This window comes from Vibrio coralliilyticus (genome assembly GCF_024449095.1).
Taxonomy (GTDB): Bacteria; Pseudomonadota; Gammaproteobacteria; order Enterobacterales; family Vibrionaceae; genus Vibrio; species Vibrio coralliilyticus_A.
This window is the reverse complement of the sequence record NZ_CP024627.1, coordinates 632886-653585: the sequence shown is the minus strand read 5'-3', so window position 1 is coordinate 653585 and position 20700 is coordinate 632886. Positions and strand designations below refer to the sequence as shown.

Annotated in this window: 14 protein-coding genes; 7 read left to right on the top strand and 7 right to left on the bottom strand. The window is 44.5% G+C overall.

Annotated elements, in window-relative coordinates; all coding sequences use genetic code 11:
• Positions 1-288 precede the first annotated feature (288 nt).
• From aceA to CTT30_RS03010, 3 genes are all read right to left on the bottom strand, one after another.
• The gene (gene aceA, locus CTT30_RS03020) at positions 289-1602 is read right to left on the bottom strand and encodes an isocitrate lyase (RefSeq protein ID WP_239867231.1); all 1314 of its coding nucleotides are present in this window, start codon (positions 1600-1602) and stop codon (positions 289-291) included.
• 126 nt (positions 1603-1728) lie between these two features.
• On the bottom strand, positions 1729-3375 hold the full coding sequence (gene aceB / locus CTT30_RS03015) for a malate synthase A (protein WP_252035997.1): 1647 nt from the start codon (positions 3373-3375) through the stop codon (positions 1729-1731).
• A gap of 641 nt (positions 3376-4016) precedes the next feature.
• Positions 4017-4922, bottom strand: coding sequence for a hydrogen peroxide-inducible genes activator (locus CTT30_RS03010; RefSeq protein WP_029235947.1), 906 nt, complete (start codon positions 4920-4922; stop codon positions 4017-4019).
• A gap of 198 nt (positions 4923-5120) precedes the next feature.
• Here CTT30_RS03010 and CTT30_RS03005 point away from each other — a divergent pair, with 198 nt between their 5' ends.
• Both CTT30_RS03005 and dapD read left to right on the top strand, forming a co-directional pair.
• Positions 5121-5729, top strand: coding sequence for a peroxiredoxin (locus CTT30_RS03005; RefSeq protein WP_239837429.1), 609 nt, complete (start codon positions 5121-5123; stop codon positions 5727-5729).
• 340 nt (positions 5730-6069) lie between these two features.
• Positions 6070-7101, top strand: coding sequence for a 2,3,4,5-tetrahydropyridine-2,6-dicarboxylate N-succinyltransferase (gene dapD / locus CTT30_RS03000; RefSeq protein WP_252035996.1), 1032 nt, complete (start codon positions 6070-6072; stop codon positions 7099-7101).
• A 100-nt stretch (positions 7102-7201) separates the two neighbouring features.
• Here dapD and CTT30_RS02995 read toward each other — a convergent pair whose 3' ends face one another.
• Positions 7202-8386, bottom strand: a complete 1185-nt coding sequence (locus CTT30_RS02995; RefSeq protein WP_252035995.1) for an NnrS family protein — start codon at positions 8384-8386, stop codon at positions 7202-7204.
• Between the two features lie 490 nt (positions 8387-8876).
• Here CTT30_RS02995 and CTT30_RS02990 point away from each other — a divergent pair, with 490 nt between their 5' ends.
• The gene (locus CTT30_RS02990) at positions 8877-10772 is read left to right on the top strand and encodes a PTS fructose transporter subunit IIABC (protein ID WP_252035994.1); all 1896 of its coding nucleotides are present in this window, start codon (positions 8877-8879) and stop codon (positions 10770-10772) included.
• Positions 10773-10885: 113 nt separating this feature from the next.
• On the top strand, positions 10886-11440 hold the full coding sequence (locus CTT30_RS02985) for a gamma-glutamylcyclotransferase family protein (protein WP_252035993.1): 555 nt from the start codon (positions 10886-10888) through the stop codon (positions 11438-11440).
• 31 nt (positions 11441-11471) lie between these two features.
• On the opposite strand, the gene CTT30_RS02980 is transcribed toward CTT30_RS02985, so the two are convergent.
• Positions 11472-12089: a porin family protein gene (locus CTT30_RS02980; protein WP_252035992.1), complete on the bottom strand. Its 618-nt coding sequence runs from the start codon at positions 12087-12089 to the stop codon at positions 11472-11474.
• 609 nt (positions 12090-12698) lie between these two features.
• On the opposite strand from CTT30_RS02980, the gene CTT30_RS02975 reads away from it, so the two are divergent.
• Together CTT30_RS02975 and CTT30_RS02970 are read left to right on the top strand one after the other, a co-directional pair.
• Positions 12699-13700: a substrate-binding domain-containing protein gene (locus tag CTT30_RS02975; protein ID WP_239876741.1), complete on the top strand. Its 1002-nt coding sequence runs from the start codon at positions 12699-12701 to the stop codon at positions 13698-13700.
• Between the two features lie 107 nt (positions 13701-13807).
• Positions 13808-16774 (top strand): EAL domain-containing protein, encoded by a 2967-nt coding sequence (locus CTT30_RS02970; RefSeq protein WP_252035991.1) that lies wholly within the window; start codon positions 13808-13810, stop codon positions 16772-16774.
• A gap of 147 nt (positions 16775-16921) precedes the next feature.
• Here the strand turns inward: CTT30_RS02970 and CTT30_RS02965 are convergent, their stop codons facing one another.
• Together CTT30_RS02965 and CTT30_RS02960 are read right to left on the bottom strand one after the other, a co-directional pair.
• Positions 16922-18310, bottom strand: coding sequence for an MFS transporter (locus CTT30_RS02965; RefSeq protein ID WP_252035990.1), 1389 nt, complete (start codon positions 18308-18310; stop codon positions 16922-16924).
• A 70-nt stretch (positions 18311-18380) separates the two neighbouring features.
• Positions 18381-19451 carry a cellulase family glycosylhydrolase gene (locus tag CTT30_RS02960; RefSeq protein WP_252035989.1) on the bottom strand — a complete coding sequence of 357 codons (1071 nt, stop codon included), beginning with the start codon at positions 19449-19451 and terminating at the stop codon, positions 18381-18383.
• 214 nt (positions 19452-19665) lie between these two features.
• Between CTT30_RS02960 and CTT30_RS02955 the strand changes: the two genes are divergently transcribed.
• Entirely contained in the window at positions 19666-20673 is a 1008-nt protein-coding gene (locus CTT30_RS02955) for a LacI family DNA-binding transcriptional regulator (protein WP_239871516.1), read from the top strand.
• Positions 20674-20700 lie beyond the last annotated feature (27 nt).

Here is a 20700-nt window from a genome sequence, read left to right as displayed (position 1 = left end):
GTACAAATAAAAACAGCAAAACGGCGCATAATATAAGGTTATTAATCATCATCAAGGCCGTGAATTATCAATAATAACAATAACCAAACAACAAAATATTTACAGAACAAATGCCTATTTTGAAGCATGTAAGGAATTTATATAAATTATAATGATACAAATAATAATATCTGAATAAAAAAAGAGCGACTTAATGTCGCTCAAAGCATGTCAAAGTTTATGCCTAAACAGAATATCGATGACCGAAGGCTAGTAAGAGAGAGCCTTGGTCATCATGACAGGGATACTTTAGAACTGGTCCTCTTCTGTTGAGCCAGTCAGAGCCGTGACTGATGAGTTGCCACCTTGGATGGTGTTGGTCATCTTGTCGAAGTAGCCTGTACCCACCTCTTGCTGGTGAGCAACGAAGGTGTAGCCTTTCTCTGCCGCCTGGAATTCAGGGCGCTGTACTTTCTCAACGTAGTGGCGCATACCCTCACCTTGTGCGTAGTCATGCGCCAGTTCGAACATGTTGAACCACATATTATGAATACCCGCTAGTGTGATGAACTGGTACTTGTAGCCCATGTCAGATAGCTCTTGCTGGAATTTAGCAATGGTTTCTGCATCCAAGTTCTTCTCCCAGTTGAAAGAAGGAGAACAGTTGTACGCAAGCAGCTGGTCTGGGTATTCAGCGTGAATCGCTTCTGCGAACTTACGCGCTTCTTCCAGACACGGAGTTGCCGTTTCACACCAGATAAGGTCAGCGTATGGTGCGTAAGCTAGGCCGCGAGAGATAGCTTGGTCAATACCTGCACGTACACGGTAGAACCCTTCTTGAGTACGCTCACCGACAATGAAGTCTTTATCGTACGGATCGCAGTCCGAAGTCAGTAGGTCTGCCGCGTTTGCATCCGTACGAGCAATAACCAGTGTAGTGGTGCCTGCTACGTCAGCTGCTAGACGTGCAGCAACTAACTTCTGCACTGCTTCTTGAGTCGGAACCAGAACCTTACCGCCCATGTGACCACATTTCTTCACGGATGCTAGCTGATCTTCAAAGTGAACACCTGCCGCACCTGCGTCAATCATCGACTTCATTAGCTCGTAAGCATTGAGCACACCACCAAAACCGGCTTCGGCGTCTGCAACAATTGGTAGGAAGTAATCGATACCGCCTTCATCTGCAGGAGACTTACCGCTTGACCATTGAATCTGGTCTGCGCGGCGGAATGAGTTGTTAATGCGCTTAACCACAGAAGGTACTGAGTCAACTGGGTAAAGTGACTGGTCAGGGTACATGGTCGATGCAGTATTGTTGTCAGCCGCTACCTGCCAACCCGATAGGTAAATCGCTTCAATACCCGCTTTCGCTTGCTGCACCGCTTGACCACCTGTCAGTGCACCCAAACAGTTTACGTAGCCTTTCTTAGCATCGCCGTTGACCAAAGACCACAGTTTGTCCGCACCGCGCTGTGCGATTGTGTTGGCTGGCACCATCGAACCGCGCAGTTCTACGACTTCTTCTGCTGTATATGGACGCTTTACATTTTTCCAGCGTGGGTTAGTTGCCCAGTCTTTTTCAAGAGCTTCGATTTGTTGGCGGCGAGTTAAATTAGTCATCGGTCTATCCCTCTTTTGATGTGCGCTGCTATTTGTTGACAATACGGGCGCTGTTTTTATTTTTCTCTGGCGGTACATCCTTCTCCGCCTCGAAATGTTCACGTTACTGATGTTGTTATTGATTCATTAGTCCAAGTAGTCATAACCTGGAATAGTTAAAAAGTTCGTGAGTTCGTCGCTGGTGGTCAATTTGGTCATCAGTTCAGCCGCTTCTTCAAAACGACCCGACTGATAACGCTCATCTCCAACTTCTTTTTTCACGACGTCAATTTCTTCACTAAGGTACTGCTCAAACAAGGCTTTGGTTACCACCTGACCATTGTCGAGCGCTTTTCCATGCTGAATCCATTGCCAGATCGACGCTCGGGAAATTTCTGCTGTTGCGGCGTCTTCCATCAAGCCGTAGATAGGGACACAGCCATTGCCAGAGATCCAAGCTTCAATGTACTGAAGTGCCACTCGAATATTGTGGCGCATGCCCTGCTCTGTTCGTTCTCCTTGGCAAGGCGCGAGCAGATCATTGGCAGTAATTGGCGCATCGTCTGAACGAGAAACATCAAGTTGATTGGTTCTCTCACCCAGAACACTGCCAAACACTTCCATTGCTGTATTGGCCAATCCAGGGTGAGCTACCCAAGTACCGTCATGGCCGTTATTTGCTTCCAGTGATTTATCGTTTTGAATTTTGTCGAGAACCTTTTGATTCTCCTGTGGATCTTTTGCTGGAATGAATGCTGCCATTCCCCCCATTGCAAATGCACCACGACGATGACAAGTACGGATAAGTAAACGCGAATAGGCATTGAGGAACGGCTTATCCATGGTCACAACCTGACGGTCCGGAAGGACACGATCTGGGTGCTTTTTCAGTGTTTTGATGTAGCTAAAGATGTAATCCCAGCGACCGCAGTTAAGGCCAACAATATGCTCTTTAAGCGAAAATAGGATCTCATCCATTTCAAATACGGCTGGCAGTGTTTCAATCAGCACGGTGGCTTTGATAGTGCCTGTGTCTAGGCCAAAGTAATCCTCAGTAAAATGGAACACTTTGCTCCACCACTGCGCTTCTTTATACGATTGCAGTTTTGGTAGGTAGAAGTAAGGGCCGCTGCCCTTTTTCATTAGCGCTTTGTAGTTATTGTAAAAATAAAGCGCAAAGTCGAATAAAGCTCCCGGAATGATCTCACCATTAAACGTCACGTGTTTTTCTTTTAGGTGTAAGCCACGCACTCGGCAGATCAAAACCGCTGGATCATCCTTCAACTCATATTGCTTACCATTAACCGGGTTGGTGTAACTGATGTTGCCCTCTACCGCGTCACGCAGGTTGATTTGACCATCTAACACCTTATCCCATGCGGGGGACATCGAGTCTTCAAAGTCCGCCATGAACACTTTCACGTTCGCATTCAGCGCATTAATCACCATTTTACGGTCAGTAGGACCAGTGATTTCTACGCGGCGGTCTTGCAGATCTTGAGGGATCCCGAGAATTTTCCAGCTACCTTCTCTGATATCTTGTGTATCTTCGAGAAAGTCTGGCAGCTCCCCAGCATCGATACGTGCTTGCTTTTCTTCACGTTGAGAAAGCAAGGTATCGGTCTGGCTGGCAAACTGAGCACACAGAAGAGATAAAAAGGTTTGGGCTTCAACAGGGAAAATCGCCTGATGTTCTGGTGAAAGGGTACCAGTCACTTCAAGCATGCCTTCTTGGTGTAAGGTTTCTTGGGCTTCGGCTGTTGTTTTTTCTCTATCTGGTGTGTTGGCAAGCATATTCTCTTCCTTTAACGCTCCGATACAACGATGACTGTTCTGGGTTGTATCAGTGGTTGCTCTAATTTTCGAAGAGTTACATTTGTAACTATAAAACAACAATCAAACATCCTAATTGATCACTGCTTTCTTCGTTTATTTTGTCTTGTGAGCTCTACCTTGGCTAACTTGGTTTGCCTTTTCAATCTAGACATAAGTCTTACAGAGCCTTCATTTAAACTACACCAACATACGGTAGAGCAAAAGTCCTAAAGTAGCCTATCGACTAAATTCAAAGTTTTATTCCGCTGCCCATAAGTTGTTGATTTTGATCACCAAAATGTAACTAGTTACGTAATTTAATTACAGTAAAATTAGAGCTGTAAAACCGTTTCAAACACGCGTTTAACTTACGAGTAAATCAGGCATCGCTTTATCAGACAGGGGATTTCGTGGCTATTACGGAGGCGGGTCAAACAGAGTGTTTTTAGTGAGCTGTAAAATTGACACTGTGAAATTTCACAATTTAATGAAAGCTTCATCAAGATTTCTTTGTAAAATTTTACAAGTTAAAGTTCACCAACAGAATAAAATGCTAAAAAGCACACTAAAACTAGTGTGCTTTTGGAAGGTATCATCGAGATTTGGTCTAATACTTATCGCTAAAGCAGCTCTGACACGACTTGTGCCAGTTGATTAAAAGTATTCACTCTTGAAGAACTAGGGCGCCAAACTAGCCCAATATGGCGGTGTGCTTGCTGCCCAGGAGCATCAACAACCACTAAGTTCTGGTTATCAATCAACCCGTGATCGATTGCCATCTGGGGGATAAAGGTGGTTCCTAACCCATTGGCAACCATCTGAACTAAGGTATGTAAACTGGTTGCTGAGAATGGGTTAATCTTCTCTTTCTTAGTCAACTGGCAGGCAGAAACAGCATGCTCTGTTAAGCAGTGTTCTTTTTCCAGTAAGAACACAAACTCATCAGGCAGGTCATCGTACTTAATCGGGGTCTGGATCGCGTCGGCCTGATTACGGCTGATGATCATCCGAAATGGATCATTACCGACGATTTTGCTTTCCATGCCATCTATATCAACTGGCAAAGCTAAGATAAGTACATCTAATTCACCGTGGCGCAGCGCCGCCAGTAAATTAGTTGTGGTGTCTTCTCTTAGCAGTAAATTCAGTAAAGGGAAGCGCTGGTTCACTTCCTGCACCAAATCACAGAGTAAAAAAGGCGCAATGGTTGGAATACAGCCAACACGCAATTGCCCTTCCATTTCATCTCCCTGACAAAGACGACCAAGTTCCACCAGATCTTGTCCTTTTGCCAGAAGTTCACGCCCTTGTTGGACAACTTGCTCTCCCGCCAGTGTAAACACTAATGGGCTTTTCTTATCTTTCTTCTCATAAAGAGGGCAACCAATCAGCTCTTCGAGGTTTTGAATACCTTTACTGAGCGTTGACTGACTCACGAAGCACCGTTCCGCCGCCTCACTAAAGTGGCGTGTTTCGTGAAGGGTTATCAAATAATGTAATTGCTTGAGGCTAGGCCACTTATTCATAATTCTATATGTAACTACAGCTCATCCAGTGATCAAGATAATGGTTTAGCATTATCGCTTTTTTCGATTAACTCAATCTATTTATTTCGCTTTTTTCCATACTACAATCTGTACTATAGTTTGTCGCGTACAAACACGGACCAAACCAAAAACGAATCAATTGGTTTGGAACTAACCATATATTTTAGGAGCAAAAAAATGGTACTAGTAGGTCGTCAAGCCCCAGATTTTACTGCTGCAGCTGTTCTAGGTAACGGTGAGATCGTTGATAACTTCAACTTTGCAGAGTTCACTAAAGGTAAGAAAGCGGTTGTTTTCTTCTACCCACTAGATTTCACTTTCGTTTGCCCATCTGAGCTAATCGCTTTCGACAACCGTCTAGCTGATTTCCAAGCTAAAGGTGTTGAAGTAATCGGTGTTTCTATCGATTCTCAGTTCTCTCACAACGCATGGCGTAACACTGCTATCGAAGATGGCGGTATCGGTCAAGTTAAGTACCCACTAGTTGCTGACGTTAAGCACGAAATCTGTAAAGCATACGACGTTGAGCACCCAGAAGCAGGCGTTGCTTTCCGTGGTTCTTTCCTAATCGACGAAGAAGGCGTTGTACGTCACCAAGTTGTTAACGACCTACCACTAGGCCGTAACATCGACGAAATGCTACGCATGGTTGACGCTCTAAACTTCCACCAGAAGAACGGTGAAGTATGTCCTGCACAGTGGGAAGAAGGTAAAGCAGGTATGGACGCATCTCCAAAAGGTGTTGCCGCTTTCCTATCTGAGCACGCAGCAGACCTAAGCAAGTAATTTTGCTTTCGCACCCAAGCTCAACGGGTGTTTTGGTTGGACAATATAAAGCTAAAAAGCAAACGCCAATCAGTTTAAAGTAAAGTCTTATTTAAAGAGCCCGAAACTCAGTTTCGGGCTCTTTTTATTTCGCTTTCACACTCAATGAACATTATCATCCCACAACTTCTCTATATAGATAAAAAGACAAGGTATCGCTAAAGAGACAAAACGTATCGACCTACAGACTTTATCTGTTTCCGCTCTTTAAAGTCGAAAAAGCTCTCTTTATGATGAACTCAACTGATTTGGAGGAAGAGTTCACTCTTCCTGACTGACGATTACTACACGGAGATTCAACATGGCTTACTTTTCTCTAGCCTTCGGTACGGCAACCAAAAACCGCGATGGAAAAATAATTGAAGCATTTTTCCCAAACCCAGTTCTTAACCCGTCGGACGCACTAGTAGACGCTGTCGCAAAAGTAGCGGGTTACGAGCAAGGCAACCAAGCGATCGAAATCTCTGCGGCACAAAGTGCAGAACTTGCTGGTGCATTCGAAGCAAACGGTGATGCTGCAAACGCCTCATTCGCAGCTAAAGCAGCAGAGTCTTCACAACCGCTGGTGCTAGTTATTCTAGCAACTGATGAGAAGCCAGCTTCTGTAGCTGAAGGCTTCCTTAAGCTACAACTGATCTCTAACCGCCTAGTTCAACCTCATGGTACTGTGCTTGACGGTATCTTCGGTCTACTGCACAACATTGCTTGGACCAACGAAGGCCCTATCGATCTGCCAGAGCTGGCTGAACGCCAAATTGAAGCACGCCTAGCAGGCCGCAACCTTTCTGTCGATTGTGTCGACAAATTCCCTAAAATGGTCGATTACGTGGTGCCTGCTGGTGTTCGTATCGCTGATACTTCACGCGTTCGACTTGGCGCTCATGTTGGCGAAGGCACAACCGTTATGCATGAAGGCTTCATCAACTTCAACGCGGGTACAACTGGTGTGAGCATGGTTGAAGGCCGTATATCTGCTGGCGTTGTAGTTGGTAACGGCTCTGATATCGGTGGTGGTGCTTCAATCATGGGTACGCTATCTGGTGGTGGTTCAGTTGTCGTTTCTATCGGTGAAAGTTCACTGCTAGGCGCAAACGCAGGCCTTGGTTTCCCACTGGGCGATCGTTGTACTGTTGAGTCTGGTCTGTATGTCACTGCGGGTGCTAAGGTTCGTATGCTGGATTCAGAAGGCAACGAAGTGGAAGTGGTGAAAGCACGCGACCTAGCTGGCGTGTCTGACTTGCTGTTCCGTCGCAACTCAGTGACTGGTCAGATTGAATGTCTGGCGAACAAAACTGCAGTAGAGCTGAACTCTGAGCTACACAGCAATAACTAAGCAGGTAGCTGAACAGAAGAAGGGTTGATGTGTATGCATCAACCCTTTTTATTTTTCTGCTAAGTGAATCGACCAGCACGCGAATGCAGCCGTTACCTACTTAACCGGGATGACCATCAACTCTCGCTTTTAGCAACATAGGGCCAAACTTAATCACATACAGAGTAAACGCCAGCACCCACAACAACCCGCTGATATCGATCATCAACATCATTTGGGCTGGCCACAGAACTACACCAACACTACGAACTAACGCAGCTGCCGTCAGCATAGCGAATGCTAACGCCATATTTGGCCCCTGATAAATTGCTCGCCCAGTATGCCCCATGGTTACACGAGCTATCATCGCCAGTATCAAACCACCGAGCGCTCCAATCGCAAACAGATGCAACATATTGTGGCCCGCAAATGGGTTATCGAGTAACCCTCTCAATAATAGGCTGACCGGAATACACAAGTAAGCTAAATGTAGTGCCCATACCAGCGGCTCTTTAACGGTGCGCCACGGCTGCCATCTAATCACACGTACTAAATGTGCTAAACCGGAAATGACCATCAGAGAAGGCCCAAGCTGAGCAAAAGTGACAGGGAAAAAGCTCAGAATAAATAAACTGACCAGCGGTAGGTTTGCCGTCCATTCTAGCCAAGTCATCGGCTGTGGTTTATCAAAATTAAATCGCCGAGCTGTGAAGAATGGGATCACTCGCCCGCCCATCACCGACAGTAAAATCGTAAACCACCACAACATTGCCTGCCAGACCGCTGAAGAAGGAAACGGCGGCATCCCCTTAATGGTCGCGTAGCTGGCAAAGTTCGCCGCAATCGCCAAAACAAACAAGGGCACAAAGAACAGATTTTTCCACCCTTTGGCTTTGATCACTCGACTGCCAACTTCATAAGCAGCAAAAGCGATAAACAGAGCCTCTATCGATGAAATCAACCACAAAGGCGTAGGTGTCCAGAACAGCACACGCGGAAGCAACCACAAGCCAACCAGTAGCGCCAATCTATGGTGCTTGGTGCCATTGATTCCCGTCCAGTTTTGGACTGCGGTCAAGACAAACCCCACCACAATCGCCATCGAGAAACCAAACAGCATCTCATGCACATGCCACCACAAAGCAGGTACCTTTAACGCCGCAGGCTGGCCGTTTTGAAACATCCATACCCACAAGGCGATAGCAATAACAGCATAAACGGCCCCAAGCAAAAAGAAGGGCCGGAACCCCAGACGTAAAATCGGCGGAATGGCTTCTTCGACTTTTTTGTCAGTAATATTGAGCACAATGGTCACTCCAAATATTGAATCTAACTATCTAACAGCAATATTCATTCCAGTCTTAAATCAACCATAATTCAACAGATTAAAAATAAAATAGTGTCTTTATGACTCTTTACTAGGGATACAAAAGAAAACGTAGAGGTCATTAAGACACACTTGGTAATTTAAAGGTTTTTGACACGTTTAATGAACCAAAACCACCCCAAAAAATAGAGTTACTAAACTCTAGTTTCTAATATTTTTACTTTAAAACCAAAGAATAAAAACAGAAAATAATAAAAATAAATAACTGATATTAAATAAATTAAATTGAAATAATTCAATTAATCACAGTTAGATCAATTATTGAGTAAGATCACACTCCAAATTCATAGTTACAATAATCCAGTAAATGCATTTCTAATACACTAAAATTTGTTGACCGTTTCCTCCACAATCACCCTCAGATAAAAAACAAGTTCCGCACAGTTCGGAACCAATCGGGGTAAACGAGATGATCACAGATTTAATCAATAAAGAGTTGATTTGCTTAGATCTCCAGGCAACAACCAAACAGGAAGTGTTCGAAGAACTGATCGACCTACTAAGTAGCAACCACCGCATCAGTGACAAAACTCAATTCCTCAACGACATTCTGGCTCGAGAAGATGTTGGTAATACTGGTTTTGAAGACGGCGTCGCACTACCACATGCCAAAAGTGCCGCGGTTTCCAAGCCCGCTGTCGCGATTGGTATTAGCCGCCAAGGGATAGAGTACGGCGCGGAAGACGGTCAGCCGAGTAAACTATTCTTTATGATTGCCTCTCCTGATGGTGGTGCCGATCATCATATCGAGGTGCTGGCTGAACTCTCTTCAAAACTGATCGAAGACGGATTTATCGAGCAATTTATGCAGGCTAGCTCTACTGGAGAGGCATTGGAATTACTGCTCGCCAAACCACGAAGTCAGCAAGATAACCCTGAAACTGATCAAGGCTTTTTAATTGGTGTTACCGGCTGCCCAGCTGGGGTCGCGCACACTTACTTAGCTGCCGAAGCCTTAGAGAAAGGTGCCGCTGAACTTGGCTATAAAATCAAAGTTGAAACCAATGGTTCTATAGGGGTAAAAAACACGCCGAGTGCAGAAGAGATAGCTCAAGCTGATGCTATCATTGTCGCCTGCGATAAACAGGTTGATATGAATCGTTTCACTGGGAAAAAAGTCATCATAACCAACGTCAAAGCCCCAATCAGCGATGCCAAGGGATTGATAGGAAAAGCGCTGCAAGCACCACACTTTACAGCCAAAGAAGAGAGCCAAAGCGTAGAAGCAACAGCTTCGAGTACACGCAGTGATTTATACCGCTACCTGATGAATGGTGTTTCGCACATGATTCCATTTGTGGTCACAGGTGGTCTGCTGATCGCACTTGCACTGGCCATTGGTGGCGAGCCAACATCTGCAGGAATGGCGATTCCTGAAGGCAGCATATGGCAAAAGGTCCTAGATGTCGGTGTGGTTTCATTCACCTTGATGATCCCTATCTTAGCCGGTTATATCGCCTATGCGATTGCAGATCGTCCAGGTCTCGCACCAGGATTAATCGGTGGCTGGATTGCGAACAATGGTTCTTTCTATGGTGCGGAAGCTGGCACAGGCTTTATCGGAGCCATCGTTGCAGGCCTACTGGTTGGCTATTTTGTTAAATGGCTGACGAGCATCAACTACCATAAATTTATTCAGCCATTGGTGCCTATTATGATTGCACCAATCCTAGGCTCTTTGTTTATCTCCAGCCTGTTCATCTTCGTCATTGGTGCCCCCATTGCAAGCTTAATGGACGGCCTGAATGCGATGTTAGTCAGCATGAGTACCGGCAGTGTGATTCTGTTGGGAATTGTCTTAGGTGGTATGGCTGGTTTTGATATGGGTGGGCCGTTCAACAAAGTCGCATTCTTGTTCTCTGTCGGCATGATCGCCAGTGGTCAGACGCAATTTATGGGCGCTATGGCCTGTGCGATTCCTGTAGCACCTCTTGGTATGGGTCTAGCCACTTTCCTTGGTCGTAAATTCAATCTATTTGAAGAATCAGAAATCGAAGCTGGTAAAGCGGCTGGCGCCATGGGCCTAGTCGGTATTTCAGAAGGCGCAATTCCCTTTGCCGCACAAGACCCAATGTCTGTGATTCCTGCTAACGTGCTTGGCTCTATGGTAGCAGCCGTAATGGCATTCTCATTTGGCATCACCAACAGCGTCGCACACGGTGGTCCGGTTGTCGCACTACTTGGCGCTATGAACCTACCATTGATGGCACTGGTTTGTATGGCGGCAGGTACCGTCGTGACCGCCTTAACCTGTATTTCACTTAAGAAAATGCGTAAAGCGAAAGCACAGCTAGCAACCGCTTAATCATTTAAGCGCCATCCCCCTATTTTGCGCGCTATTCAGACCCCGTTTTTACGGGGTCTTTTCTTTTGTGATAAAAACCTTTAGGTTGTTTGTTGAACACAGAGGGAAAATACATGGCAATTTACATCTTTGGCTACGGCAGTTTAATGAACTCCGCATCGAGACAACTGACAGGAAAAACCGCCCAAGCTTTACCTGCCATCGCTCACGGCTTCAAACGCTACTGGGGTAAAGTGGATGACAGTTATATCCTTTCGCCGCTGGTCGTAAATAAAGGCGAAGGTTTAGTTAATGGCGTATTACTCGAAATCAGCGAAGATGAGCTAAATGAATTTGATGTTCGCGAACGAGGCTACCATCGAGTGGAAGTCCCCCATTCACAGCTTGAGTGCGATAACCCATTTCATGCCAATGATCAGGTTTGGGTGTATATCAAAGACAACCCAGAGCCACCATGTAGCCTGAGCCCTATCATGCAAACCTATGTCGATACCGTATTAGCAGGGTGTCTGGAGATTTCCGAACAATTTGCCAAACAATTTATTCAGCACACCATCGGCTGGCACTTCCCACGAGAAGACGACCGGCATGCACCTAAGTATGGCAACCTCGCCGGCGTAGAAGAACACCATTATCCGGTGATTGATAAACTAATAAAGGGAGCGTAATGCTCCCTTTTCAATTCGGTAATAAAAGCGGTTAGAACTTGTAATCAATACCAGCGTAAAGCGTGCTCATTTCAATATCGAAACCATCGATATCGGCAGCCGAAGAACGGTATCCGGCACTTAGAAGCCAGTTGTTGTTTAATGCATAACCCGCCTCTACACCGTAAGTAAAACCGGTATCTGATGCTGAATCGTTAACCTGATCAGTTTCAATTTCAGCATGGTATGTGCCAAAACCTAATGTGCCACCTAGGTAAAAATCAGACCCCGAAACAAAGTACTTTGGTTTCAGGTTAATTGTAAATGCTGAAATATCAGTACTTCTAACTGTAAGACCAGATACCGCTTGCAGAGGGACGTCCACTAGATCGAACTTACCATAGTTAGAGTATTCACCTTCTAATCCTACGACAAACGCCTCTGTTAACTTAAAGTTGTAGCCAACGGATAAAGCAAGGCTAGTACTTGATACTTCCTCAAGAGACTGCCCCCGGAAGTCACTGTCTAGATCAGTACTAATGATATCTGCGCCTAAATACCAGCCATTTGCAAGGTGACCACGTCCAGCTTGCTGTGTCTCTACGCTTTCCGCACCAACTGCCTGAAATGACACGGCCGCTATTAGAGCCGCTAATAATTGTTTATTCATTCTAATTCCTATTTCTGTATACGGCTTGAGAAAAAGCCAGCGGGTGAATATAGGTATATTGCTAAAAAATAAAACCATCAATATTTCATATGGTGACCCAAATCACATCCACCAAATAAATGATAAGACTGGATTTACTCACAAAGTGTAGATGGCAACTCTTGGCTAAATAATACTCGTCACTGGTTTAAGAACACAGCAACAGACATTTAGAGTTTTTACTTCGCCCTTGGCTTAGTGGAATTACATAACCTCACCACATTTTTGCTCATCAGCTCTTGTTCAGAGTAGTAGGCACTAGGCTTGTCACGGCCTACCGTCGCCTTCCCCTACATTGATTTGAACCATGACAGTTTGTCCGCATTCTGATGACGGACAACTTAAATGCTCTTGCCTGTACGCCTCTCCTGTTTTGAAAAATCAGTGTCAGCGATCGCATCCATAATAAAGCCTAAATAAATCTCACTAAAAAGATAACGTTTACACTAAAGCTTAGATCTTACTATTAAAAGTGGTAAAAATTGTATCTATCACAGTAAGAAATGTCTCAAATTGCTTCACTTTCACAAACAGTGTTTAATGTTCAGGTTCAATCTATGAGGTAAAAAGATGGCAACGATCAAGGACGTAGCAAAAGAAGCGGGCGTTTCTGTCGCAACGGTTTCTCGCGTAATCAACAAATCCCCGAAAGCTAGCCAGTCGTCCATTGACTCCGTCACCAAAGCAATGAAAAAGCTTGGCTATCGTCCCAATGCTGCTGCACGCGCATTAGTCAGTCAAAGTACCAATACCATGGGTGTGCTGGTTAGTGATGTCTCCGATCCGTTTTTTGGCACTTTAGTTAAAGCCGTCGACACTGTTGCTCATGAACATGGTAAACATATTTTGATTGGCAATGGTTATCACGACGCGGAGCAAGAGCGAAAAGCGATCGAGCTTCTGATTAACAATCGCTGTGATGCCCTCGTCATCCATGCTAAAGGCCTGTCCGATGAAGAATTGATTGGCTACGCCAAAGAAGTCAAAGGTATGGTCATCATCAATCGTCATATACCTCAGTTGGCGGAACGTTGTATCTCGCTCGACAACCATAAAGGGGCTTACCTAGCAACGGAATACTTGATTCGTCACGGTCATACCAAGATTGCCTGTGTTGCCTCTAACCATGCCATCGAAGACTCACAGCAACGCATTGAAGGATACCTTGCTGCATTGAGAGATCATGATATTGAGTTGCCAACCAGCTATATCGAATACGGAGAGCCGAATAACGATGGTGGTGAAGTTGCCATGACCAATTTGCTGACTAAGTCACTAGAAATCAGTGGGATAATCGCTTACAACGATTACATGGCAGCAGGTGCACTATCGGTTCTTGATGCAAATGGTATTCAAGTACCGCAGCAGGTGTCGATGATGGGCTTCGATGATGGCTTAATTGCGCGCTATGTACATCCTCACCTCACAACTGTACGTTACCCGATTCAAATGATGGCCGATAAAGCCGCTCGTCTTGCATTGTCTTTGGCGAGTCAAGACCCTTTAGAGAGTGGCACAATGATCTTCTCACCTACTGTAGTGCGAAGAAACTCGGTAGAGAAAGCCACCTAACAGGCTAAATAAAACCATTAGCCGCATCATACAAAAAACAAATTGCATACGCATAATCTATACTTTGTCTGGGCAATGGTGCCATCATTGTGTGCAGGCTAACCAAGATGACAAAAAAAACACCTATCAATACTCTACCTACTTACTTATGCCTTTTTGTCAGTTATTTTTTGCTCGCCATGTTTTCTCTTGTGCTCAGTCGTGGAGAAGGCGCTTTGGCAACGGTTTGGTATCCAAACATTGTTGCAGGATTTATTATTGCTCAGTTGCCAGTAAGAACATGGCTGGCGTGCCTTGTTATCACCCTAGTCGCTAATGTCGCCGCCGATTACCCCTTTAGCAACAGCTTAGTCTCATCACTTATATTTGTTCCCGCCAATATGTGTGAGGTGTTCTTGATTGCTTGGATGATCAGGCAATCAAAAGATATGGCTCACAGCCTAAAAAACTTGTCAGCATTCATAAGATGCCTTACTTCCACCTGTATAGTCCCTGCTTTTTTTGCTTCATTATTCGGTGCGATATCCTTGAGTATTCGTTATGAACAATCCGTGATGGAGTATTGGCATGTTTGGATCTTGGGAAGCATGGTCGGTGCCATCACTTTTTTCCCTTTATGCTTGCTCTTGTTATCTAAGGCCACGATTAATTCATGGCGTGAACTCTTAGAGCCAAAGGAATTAGCCATTATAGGGCTCAGTATCTTTGTCACCTATGGTAGTTTTATGTTCCTACCATACCCATACGCTTACCTTTGTGCTTTCTTATCTTTCGCCGCTATCTTTTCTCGCTTCTCTACACTCAGCGTTGCAATCGCTCTCACTGGCGTACTCACGACCTATATCACCTCCAATGGCGTCTATCACCCCATTACTCACGACTATGACAATAAAGCCTTCTTCTTTTACGTGCCGATGTTATTGACATTTATTACCCCTAGTTTTCTCTCAGTCAGTGTTGAAGTGACTCAACACGCGAATGCATTATTGAAACAAGCCAAGCAAAGTTACATTAATTTGTATGAAAAAACGCCTTCCGCTATGCATTCCATCGGGCATGATGGAAAACTGGTGTCCGTCAGTGACGAATGGCTAAAGTTGTTAGGCTACGAAAGACATGAAGTGATTGGGCGGCCCTCAACGGATTTTTTAACAGAGGCCAGTGCAAAACTTGCAAGAGAAGTCATTCTGCCGATTTTTTTTAAGACTGGGAAAATTTCGAACATTCACTACCAGATGATATGCAAATCAGGAGACGTTATTGATGTCGAGTTATCCGGCTTTTTAGAAAAAGGGAATGAAGAAACGTCTGATCGATCCATGGCGGTCTTGAAAGATAAAACCAAGGAATACGCTCTGGCTCGCTCATTGGCAAAAGAAAAAGAACTGTTGGAAGTCACGCTGACTTCGATCGGCGATGGTGTGATCACCACAGATATCAACCAGAAAATCACCTTCATTAACCCTGTAGCTTCAGCGATCTTAGACATCAACGCAGACCTTGTGAAAGGTCGTCAGTTTATGAATACCATTTTTATGATCAATGAAAAAACAGGGACATACCTAGAAAACCCGTTAAGCAAAGTGCTAAGAAACCACATCACTTTTGCTTTACCTGAGACCACTGCACTCAAAAATATGAGTGGCTCCGTTTTTTCGATTCAGGGCTCAGTGACGCCCATTACTGACCATCAAGGCAACTTACACGGCTCAGTCATGATCTTTCAAGATGTCACCGAAGCAAGAACCCTATCACAGAAGCTCTCATATCTTGCTCAGCATGATGCGCTCACGGAACTGCCTAATCGACTGCTTTTGACTGATAGAATCTCCATTGCTTGCCTGAATTACCAACGAAAGAAAGTGGGCTTTACTCTTCTTTACATCGATTTAGACAACTTTAAAACCATTAACGATTCTCTTGGGCACCATGCGGGAGATGAGCTGTTAAAGATAGTGGCAAAAAGGCTAGACGATTTCACAAGAAAAGTGGATACCGTTTCTCGTGTCGGTGGTGACGAGTTTGTGGTTTTGCTTGATGCTTTTACCTCCAAGCGAGATGTGGCGACTTTTACCTCAAAACTGATTGAAGAAATCGCTCATCCCATCTTACTTGAAGGTCAAAACGTTCAAATGACACCCAGCATTGGTATTACCCTGTGTCCTGAAGACGGAAGCGATGTGGAATCGCTGCTAAAACGGGCAGATTTTGCAATGTACAGAGCCAAAGAAAATGGCAGAAACCGTTTTCAATTCTATTGTTCCGATATTGAGCGAGATGTGGAGAACAAAATTGAAAGCGAGAAGAAACTGCGTCTTGGGCTTACAAATAAAGAGTTCTACCTTCATTTTCAACCTATTGTGACCAGTATTGATTATCAGATTCTCTATTGGGAAGCGCTGTGCCGTTGGAATCATGGAGGGGATGATATTCCGCCATCGGACTTCATTCCGCAACTAGAAGAGATGGGGTTAATCAACGAGTTAGGGATGGAAACCTTAAGCCAAGCTTGCGACTTTATAAAACAAGTCAGCTATGCAAACCATGATGCAAGGCTGTCGGTTAATATCAGCGCCGCCCAATTGTTAGATAAAAAATTTGGCGACAAAGTAAAGCAATTATTAAAAGAAAAAGGCGTTGCCGCTTCCAGCTTTATCTTTGAAATTACGGAGTCCGTCTTAATGGAAAACTGGCAACAAAACCTATCAGTTCTCAACAAGCTAAAACAGCAAGGTATTTTACTTGCTGTAGATGACTTTGGCACAGGTTACTCGAGCCTAAGCTACTTAAAACGCTTCCCCATCGATATCGTGAAAATTGATAAAGAGTTTGTTCGTGATTTAGCCGTTGATTCCCAAGACAACGTTTTTGTCAATGCCATCATCACTATGGCAGAAACGCTTGGAATGACCACCGTTGCTGAAGGCGTTGAAACTCAAGAGCAAGCTGATTTATTGAGCAAAATGCACTGCCCAATGCAACAAGGCTATTATTTTGGCAAACCGCAAAGTCAAGATTTTTGGTTAGCCCAAAACACACCGGCACTCAATGTTATCGATTTTCGGCAGAAATAAGATGACCTAAGCTACTGTAATTAATGTGATATGGCCTTGTTTTTGGCCATCATAACTTCATGCTCTTTACCACTCCTTTCATCTCATCGTTTCTTCCAAAACACATCAGCCCTCTCAACTTGAGAGGGCGATGATATCAAAAAGCGATCAGTTCAAGACTTGGTTTGCTTTAAGTGGTGCAACCTCAACTCCTTCTGCAAATTCACCACGTTGGAGTTTCTCACGCAAAATCGCATGTTGGTCTTCCGTAAAAGTATAGCGAGACATAATAAAGATACGTACCAAAGCCCCCAGAGCAGGCAGCAGTGCGATACAGAAGAACATACCATTTAATGCGGTTTCAGTTTGATCTGCATTGGGTACATAGCCGATCGCTGTAAGAATCAACCCTGTTAGCCCCCCAGCAACCGCCACAGAAAGCTTACCTGTGAAAGTTTGCCCAGAGAAAGTGATCGCAGCAGTGCGTTTACCACTGTGGTAATAAGAGTATTCAACAGTATCGGCAATCATGGCTGAGATGAGTGGATTGGTCATCATAAATATGCCCGTGATCACTGCAAGCCATGCCATCACAGCCGTTGGGTTGTCGTAACCCGTGAGGTAGAAACCGATACGAGCAATGATCTCTAACACACATAGAGCAATAAAGATGTCTCTCTTTTTGAAACGTTTCGTTAATACAGGAGTTGCCAAACACGCAATGGCGCTGACCAAAGTAATGGTACCAATCAAGGAAACTAACCCAGCGTCTCCCATGTTGTAGGTGAAGAAGAAAATGTACAAACCATTGACGAGGTTAAAAAATACATTCATAAAGAAGGCTGCCAAAATGAAAAACAGAGGCTTATTTTTGCGTACAGCTTGAAAGGTTTGCTTCAACGTGACTTTTTCACAACTCGCAGTCGAAATACGCTCTTTAGTGTTGTAAAAACCATTAAGCATAAACAACAACCCTGCAATCATCAGCACAATTACCGCTGGTAAGTAGCCTTGGTCTGCGCGTCCATCAGCAAAGTAGGCACTTAACTTAGGAAAAATGACCAAGGTCGCACCAATACCGGCATTAACCCCTAACATGGCACAGGTTGCCGCTTTAGCGCGCTCTTGGGGTTCATCAGTCATTACAGATGACATGGACCAGAATGGAACATCTGAAATCGTGTATAAAGTGCCCCAAAGGATATAGGTCACACCCGCATAGATAACCTTAGTCGACGTATCTGCATCCATATTGTAAAACGCCGCCACCGTGACCAAAACAATTAGAAATGGCGTAAACAACATATATGGACGGAATTTGCCAAAACGAGATTCCAATGTGTCCATATATCCGGCAATCAGAGGATCGTTGACCGCATCCCACACTCGGGCGATTAAAAAGATGGTACTCGCCGCTATTGGCGAAATACCAAGAATATCGGTATAGAAATATAAGATAAAAGAGCCGACTAAACCAAAGCTAAAGCACTGGCCTACTCCGTAGCCGAAATAAGACATCAGCTCTCTATTATTCAATCTATTTTGTACAGTTGTCATTGTTCACGTCTCGATTGATTTAATTGTAGGTAAGAAACCGACCTATTTCTCAAGGCCGGAGCACTGACAGCTATTCCACTTCTGTGAGTGTTTTAATTAACTGCACTTCACTTGCATCATAAGGCTGGCCTTGCTCGTCAAGGAGGTCATGGAACCATTGACGAGCATAGTTAACGTCGTTACGTTTAATTTCAGGCCAAGGAAGGTGCGTTTGGGTTTTGCCTTTGACTAACCCCCACTGGTAACAACCGATGTTCTTATCTTTAAAAATCGGTAGTTGTTCATGTAAGTAGGATTGTGCATGACGAGCGAGCCACTCAGTGCACATCATCGGACGATTATGCGCCTCTACAACCTCTAATGCTTGGTGAAAAAGGTCAAGTGGTAAGTAAGCGTGAAAGGTAATAATGTCCGATAGCTCAAAGGCACGGCGATCGGTTGGGTGCTCAAAAATAGGTAAGCTACGATCTAGAATACTTGGACAGTGCCACGCTCCAACTGTCAATGGCTGACTAGGATTGATTTCACGCGCCCACTCGAAAGCTTTTTCCATCAGCTCATGACTAAACACTTCCATCTCTTCGTCATAAGCGACCTCACCTGTTGGGGTAAAAATCATTCGATTCGTGGGTTCGTTGTAAAGATCCCAAATAACAATGCGCGGATCTTCTTTGTAGGTCGAGAGAATATCGCGAACATAAGCTTCAACTTCTCCCCACTGCGCTTTGTCCATCACTACATTTCGACCTGGGCTCGCCGCAGCTTGGCTGTTATGCAGATCCGGCACAGGCGCTTTCTGCTCGCCCAAGAATGGGTGATCACCAGAAAACCCACAGTCATCCATAGGTGTTAGCATGACTTTAATGCCGTTACGTTCACAAATATCTAAGAAACGGTCGATGCGTGTATGCAAACCATCACGATCTGCCTGCCACACGATAAAAGGGAGATTGGTACGCAAGGTGTTGTAACCCACTTGCTTCGCCCATTCCAATTCTTCTTCGATAATTTCAGGGGCAAACGTGTCTTCTTGCCACATTTCATTCCAGTTGACTGCTGTCCTTGGTAAGTAATTAAATCCACGCAACCACCCCTGCTGCTTTTGCCACTGCCACGCCTTATCTTCAGACCATCTTTCCATCTTACTCAACCTTCAAAACTAAACTATTAACTAATAATATTAGCTAATATATTTATTAATACCGTTTAGACCATAAGGTAGAAATGAAATTGAGCGGACAATCACAACAATCCGACTTTTAGCACAAGCTTTTGTGATCTTAATCTTTAACAGATGATCAAGATTTAATAATTAGCTAATATCTTTAGCTCACTGAGTTAAGTTGATTTTTAAGATGGCTAGAAAAATTACGATGAGTGACATTGCTGCAGCAGCAGGCGTGTCTCAATCAACCGTATCCTTAGTACTGAACGGTTCAACGTCGGTAAAAATTGCAGACGCGACAAAGCGCAAAGTGATCGACACCGCTGAGTCCCTTGGATACAACAACAAAAAAGTCGCCCATGCCTTAGGTCGACCAAAAAAAATGGCTTTCGTCATCAATGGGCTCACCAGTTATGACCCTTTCATTGATGCCATCAACTCCGCTCGCGAAGAGGCTTGGGCCAATGACTATATTTTAGTGACCTTTAACTACAGCCATGACGCAGTGATGGCAAATAAGATTGAATCTGAAATTAATGGTGGGGATTATGTAGGTTTGGTATATGCGTCAAGTATGACAAGAGAGCTGAAACAACAACGAGTCAACACTTTCCTGCCCACGATATTACTCAACTGTACCAATCAGGCTGATGATCAAATCCCGAGTATACTGCCCGCAGATATGATCGGGGCTTACAAAGCTGTCTCTCATTTAACCGCACAAGGTTATCGCTATATTGCCATGCTCTGCGGTGAAAACTGGATGCAAGCCAGTAAACAACGTACAGAAGGTTACCGCCAAGCTTTAATTGATGCCGATATCATCCCCAATCCGGATTACCTACGTGAAGCAAATTGGTCATTAAAGGAAGCGCACCAACAAACACTGGCATTATTCAATTTAGCTCAACCGCCAGAAGCCATTTTCTGCAGCAGTGATTATATGGCGATGGGATGTTATCAAGCCCTCGCAGAGCTTGGCTTAAAAATCCCAGATGATGTCGCAGTTGTCGGCTACGATAACCAGCAAATCGCATCGGAAAGCTTCCCTGCTTTAACCTCAGTGGAATTACCCTACTCTGAGATGGGTAAACTGGCTATAGAATCTTTAGTGACACAGATGGAAGGTCAGCCTTTGGTTTCGAAACGGCGTAAAGTCGAAGGCGAACTGGTCGTTCGTGCTTCATCAAGCAAATAAAAAAAGGTGGGCTTGCTGCCCACCTAA

Excerpts from the sequence above, each read along its gene's own strand:
- aceA (WP_239867231.1), bottom strand. The coding sequence starts at position 1,602 with ATGACTAATTTAACTCGCCGCCAACAAATCGAAGCTCTTGAAAAAGAC.
- aceB (WP_252035997.1), bottom strand. The coding sequence starts at position 3,375 with ATGCTTGCCAACACACCAGATAGAGAAAAAACAACAGCCGAAGCCCAA.
- CTT30_RS03010 (WP_029235947.1), bottom strand. The coding sequence starts at position 4,922 with ATGAATAAGTGGCCTAGCCTCAAGCAATTACATTATTTGATAACCCTT.
- CTT30_RS03005 (WP_239837429.1), top strand. The coding sequence starts at position 5,121 with ATGGTACTAGTAGGTCGTCAAGCCCCAGATTTTACTGCTGCAGCTGTT.
- dapD (WP_252035996.1), top strand. The coding sequence starts at position 6,070 with ATGGCTTACTTTTCTCTAGCCTTCGGTACGGCAACCAAAAACCGCGAT.
- CTT30_RS02990 (WP_252035994.1), top strand. The coding sequence starts at position 8,877 with ATGATCACAGATTTAATCAATAAAGAGTTGATTTGCTTAGATCTCCAG.
- CTT30_RS02985 (WP_252035993.1), top strand. The coding sequence starts at position 10,886 with ATGGCAATTTACATCTTTGGCTACGGCAGTTTAATGAACTCCGCATCG.
- CTT30_RS02980 (WP_252035992.1), bottom strand. The coding sequence starts at position 12,089 with ATGAATAAACAATTATTAGCGGCTCTAATAGCGGCCGTGTCATTTCAG.
- CTT30_RS02975 (WP_239876741.1), top strand. The coding sequence starts at position 12,699 with ATGGCAACGATCAAGGACGTAGCAAAAGAAGCGGGCGTTTCTGTCGCA.
- CTT30_RS02970 (WP_252035991.1), top strand. The coding sequence starts at position 13,808 with ATGACAAAAAAAACACCTATCAATACTCTACCTACTTACTTATGCCTT.
- CTT30_RS02965 (WP_252035990.1), bottom strand. The coding sequence starts at position 18,310 with ATGACAACTGTACAAAATAGATTGAATAATAGAGAGCTGATGTCTTAT.
- CTT30_RS02960 (WP_252035989.1), bottom strand. The coding sequence starts at position 19,451 with ATGGAAAGATGGTCTGAAGATAAGGCGTGGCAGTGGCAAAAGCAGCAG.
- CTT30_RS02955 (WP_239871516.1), top strand. The coding sequence starts at position 19,666 with ATGGCTAGAAAAATTACGATGAGTGACATTGCTGCAGCAGCAGGCGTG.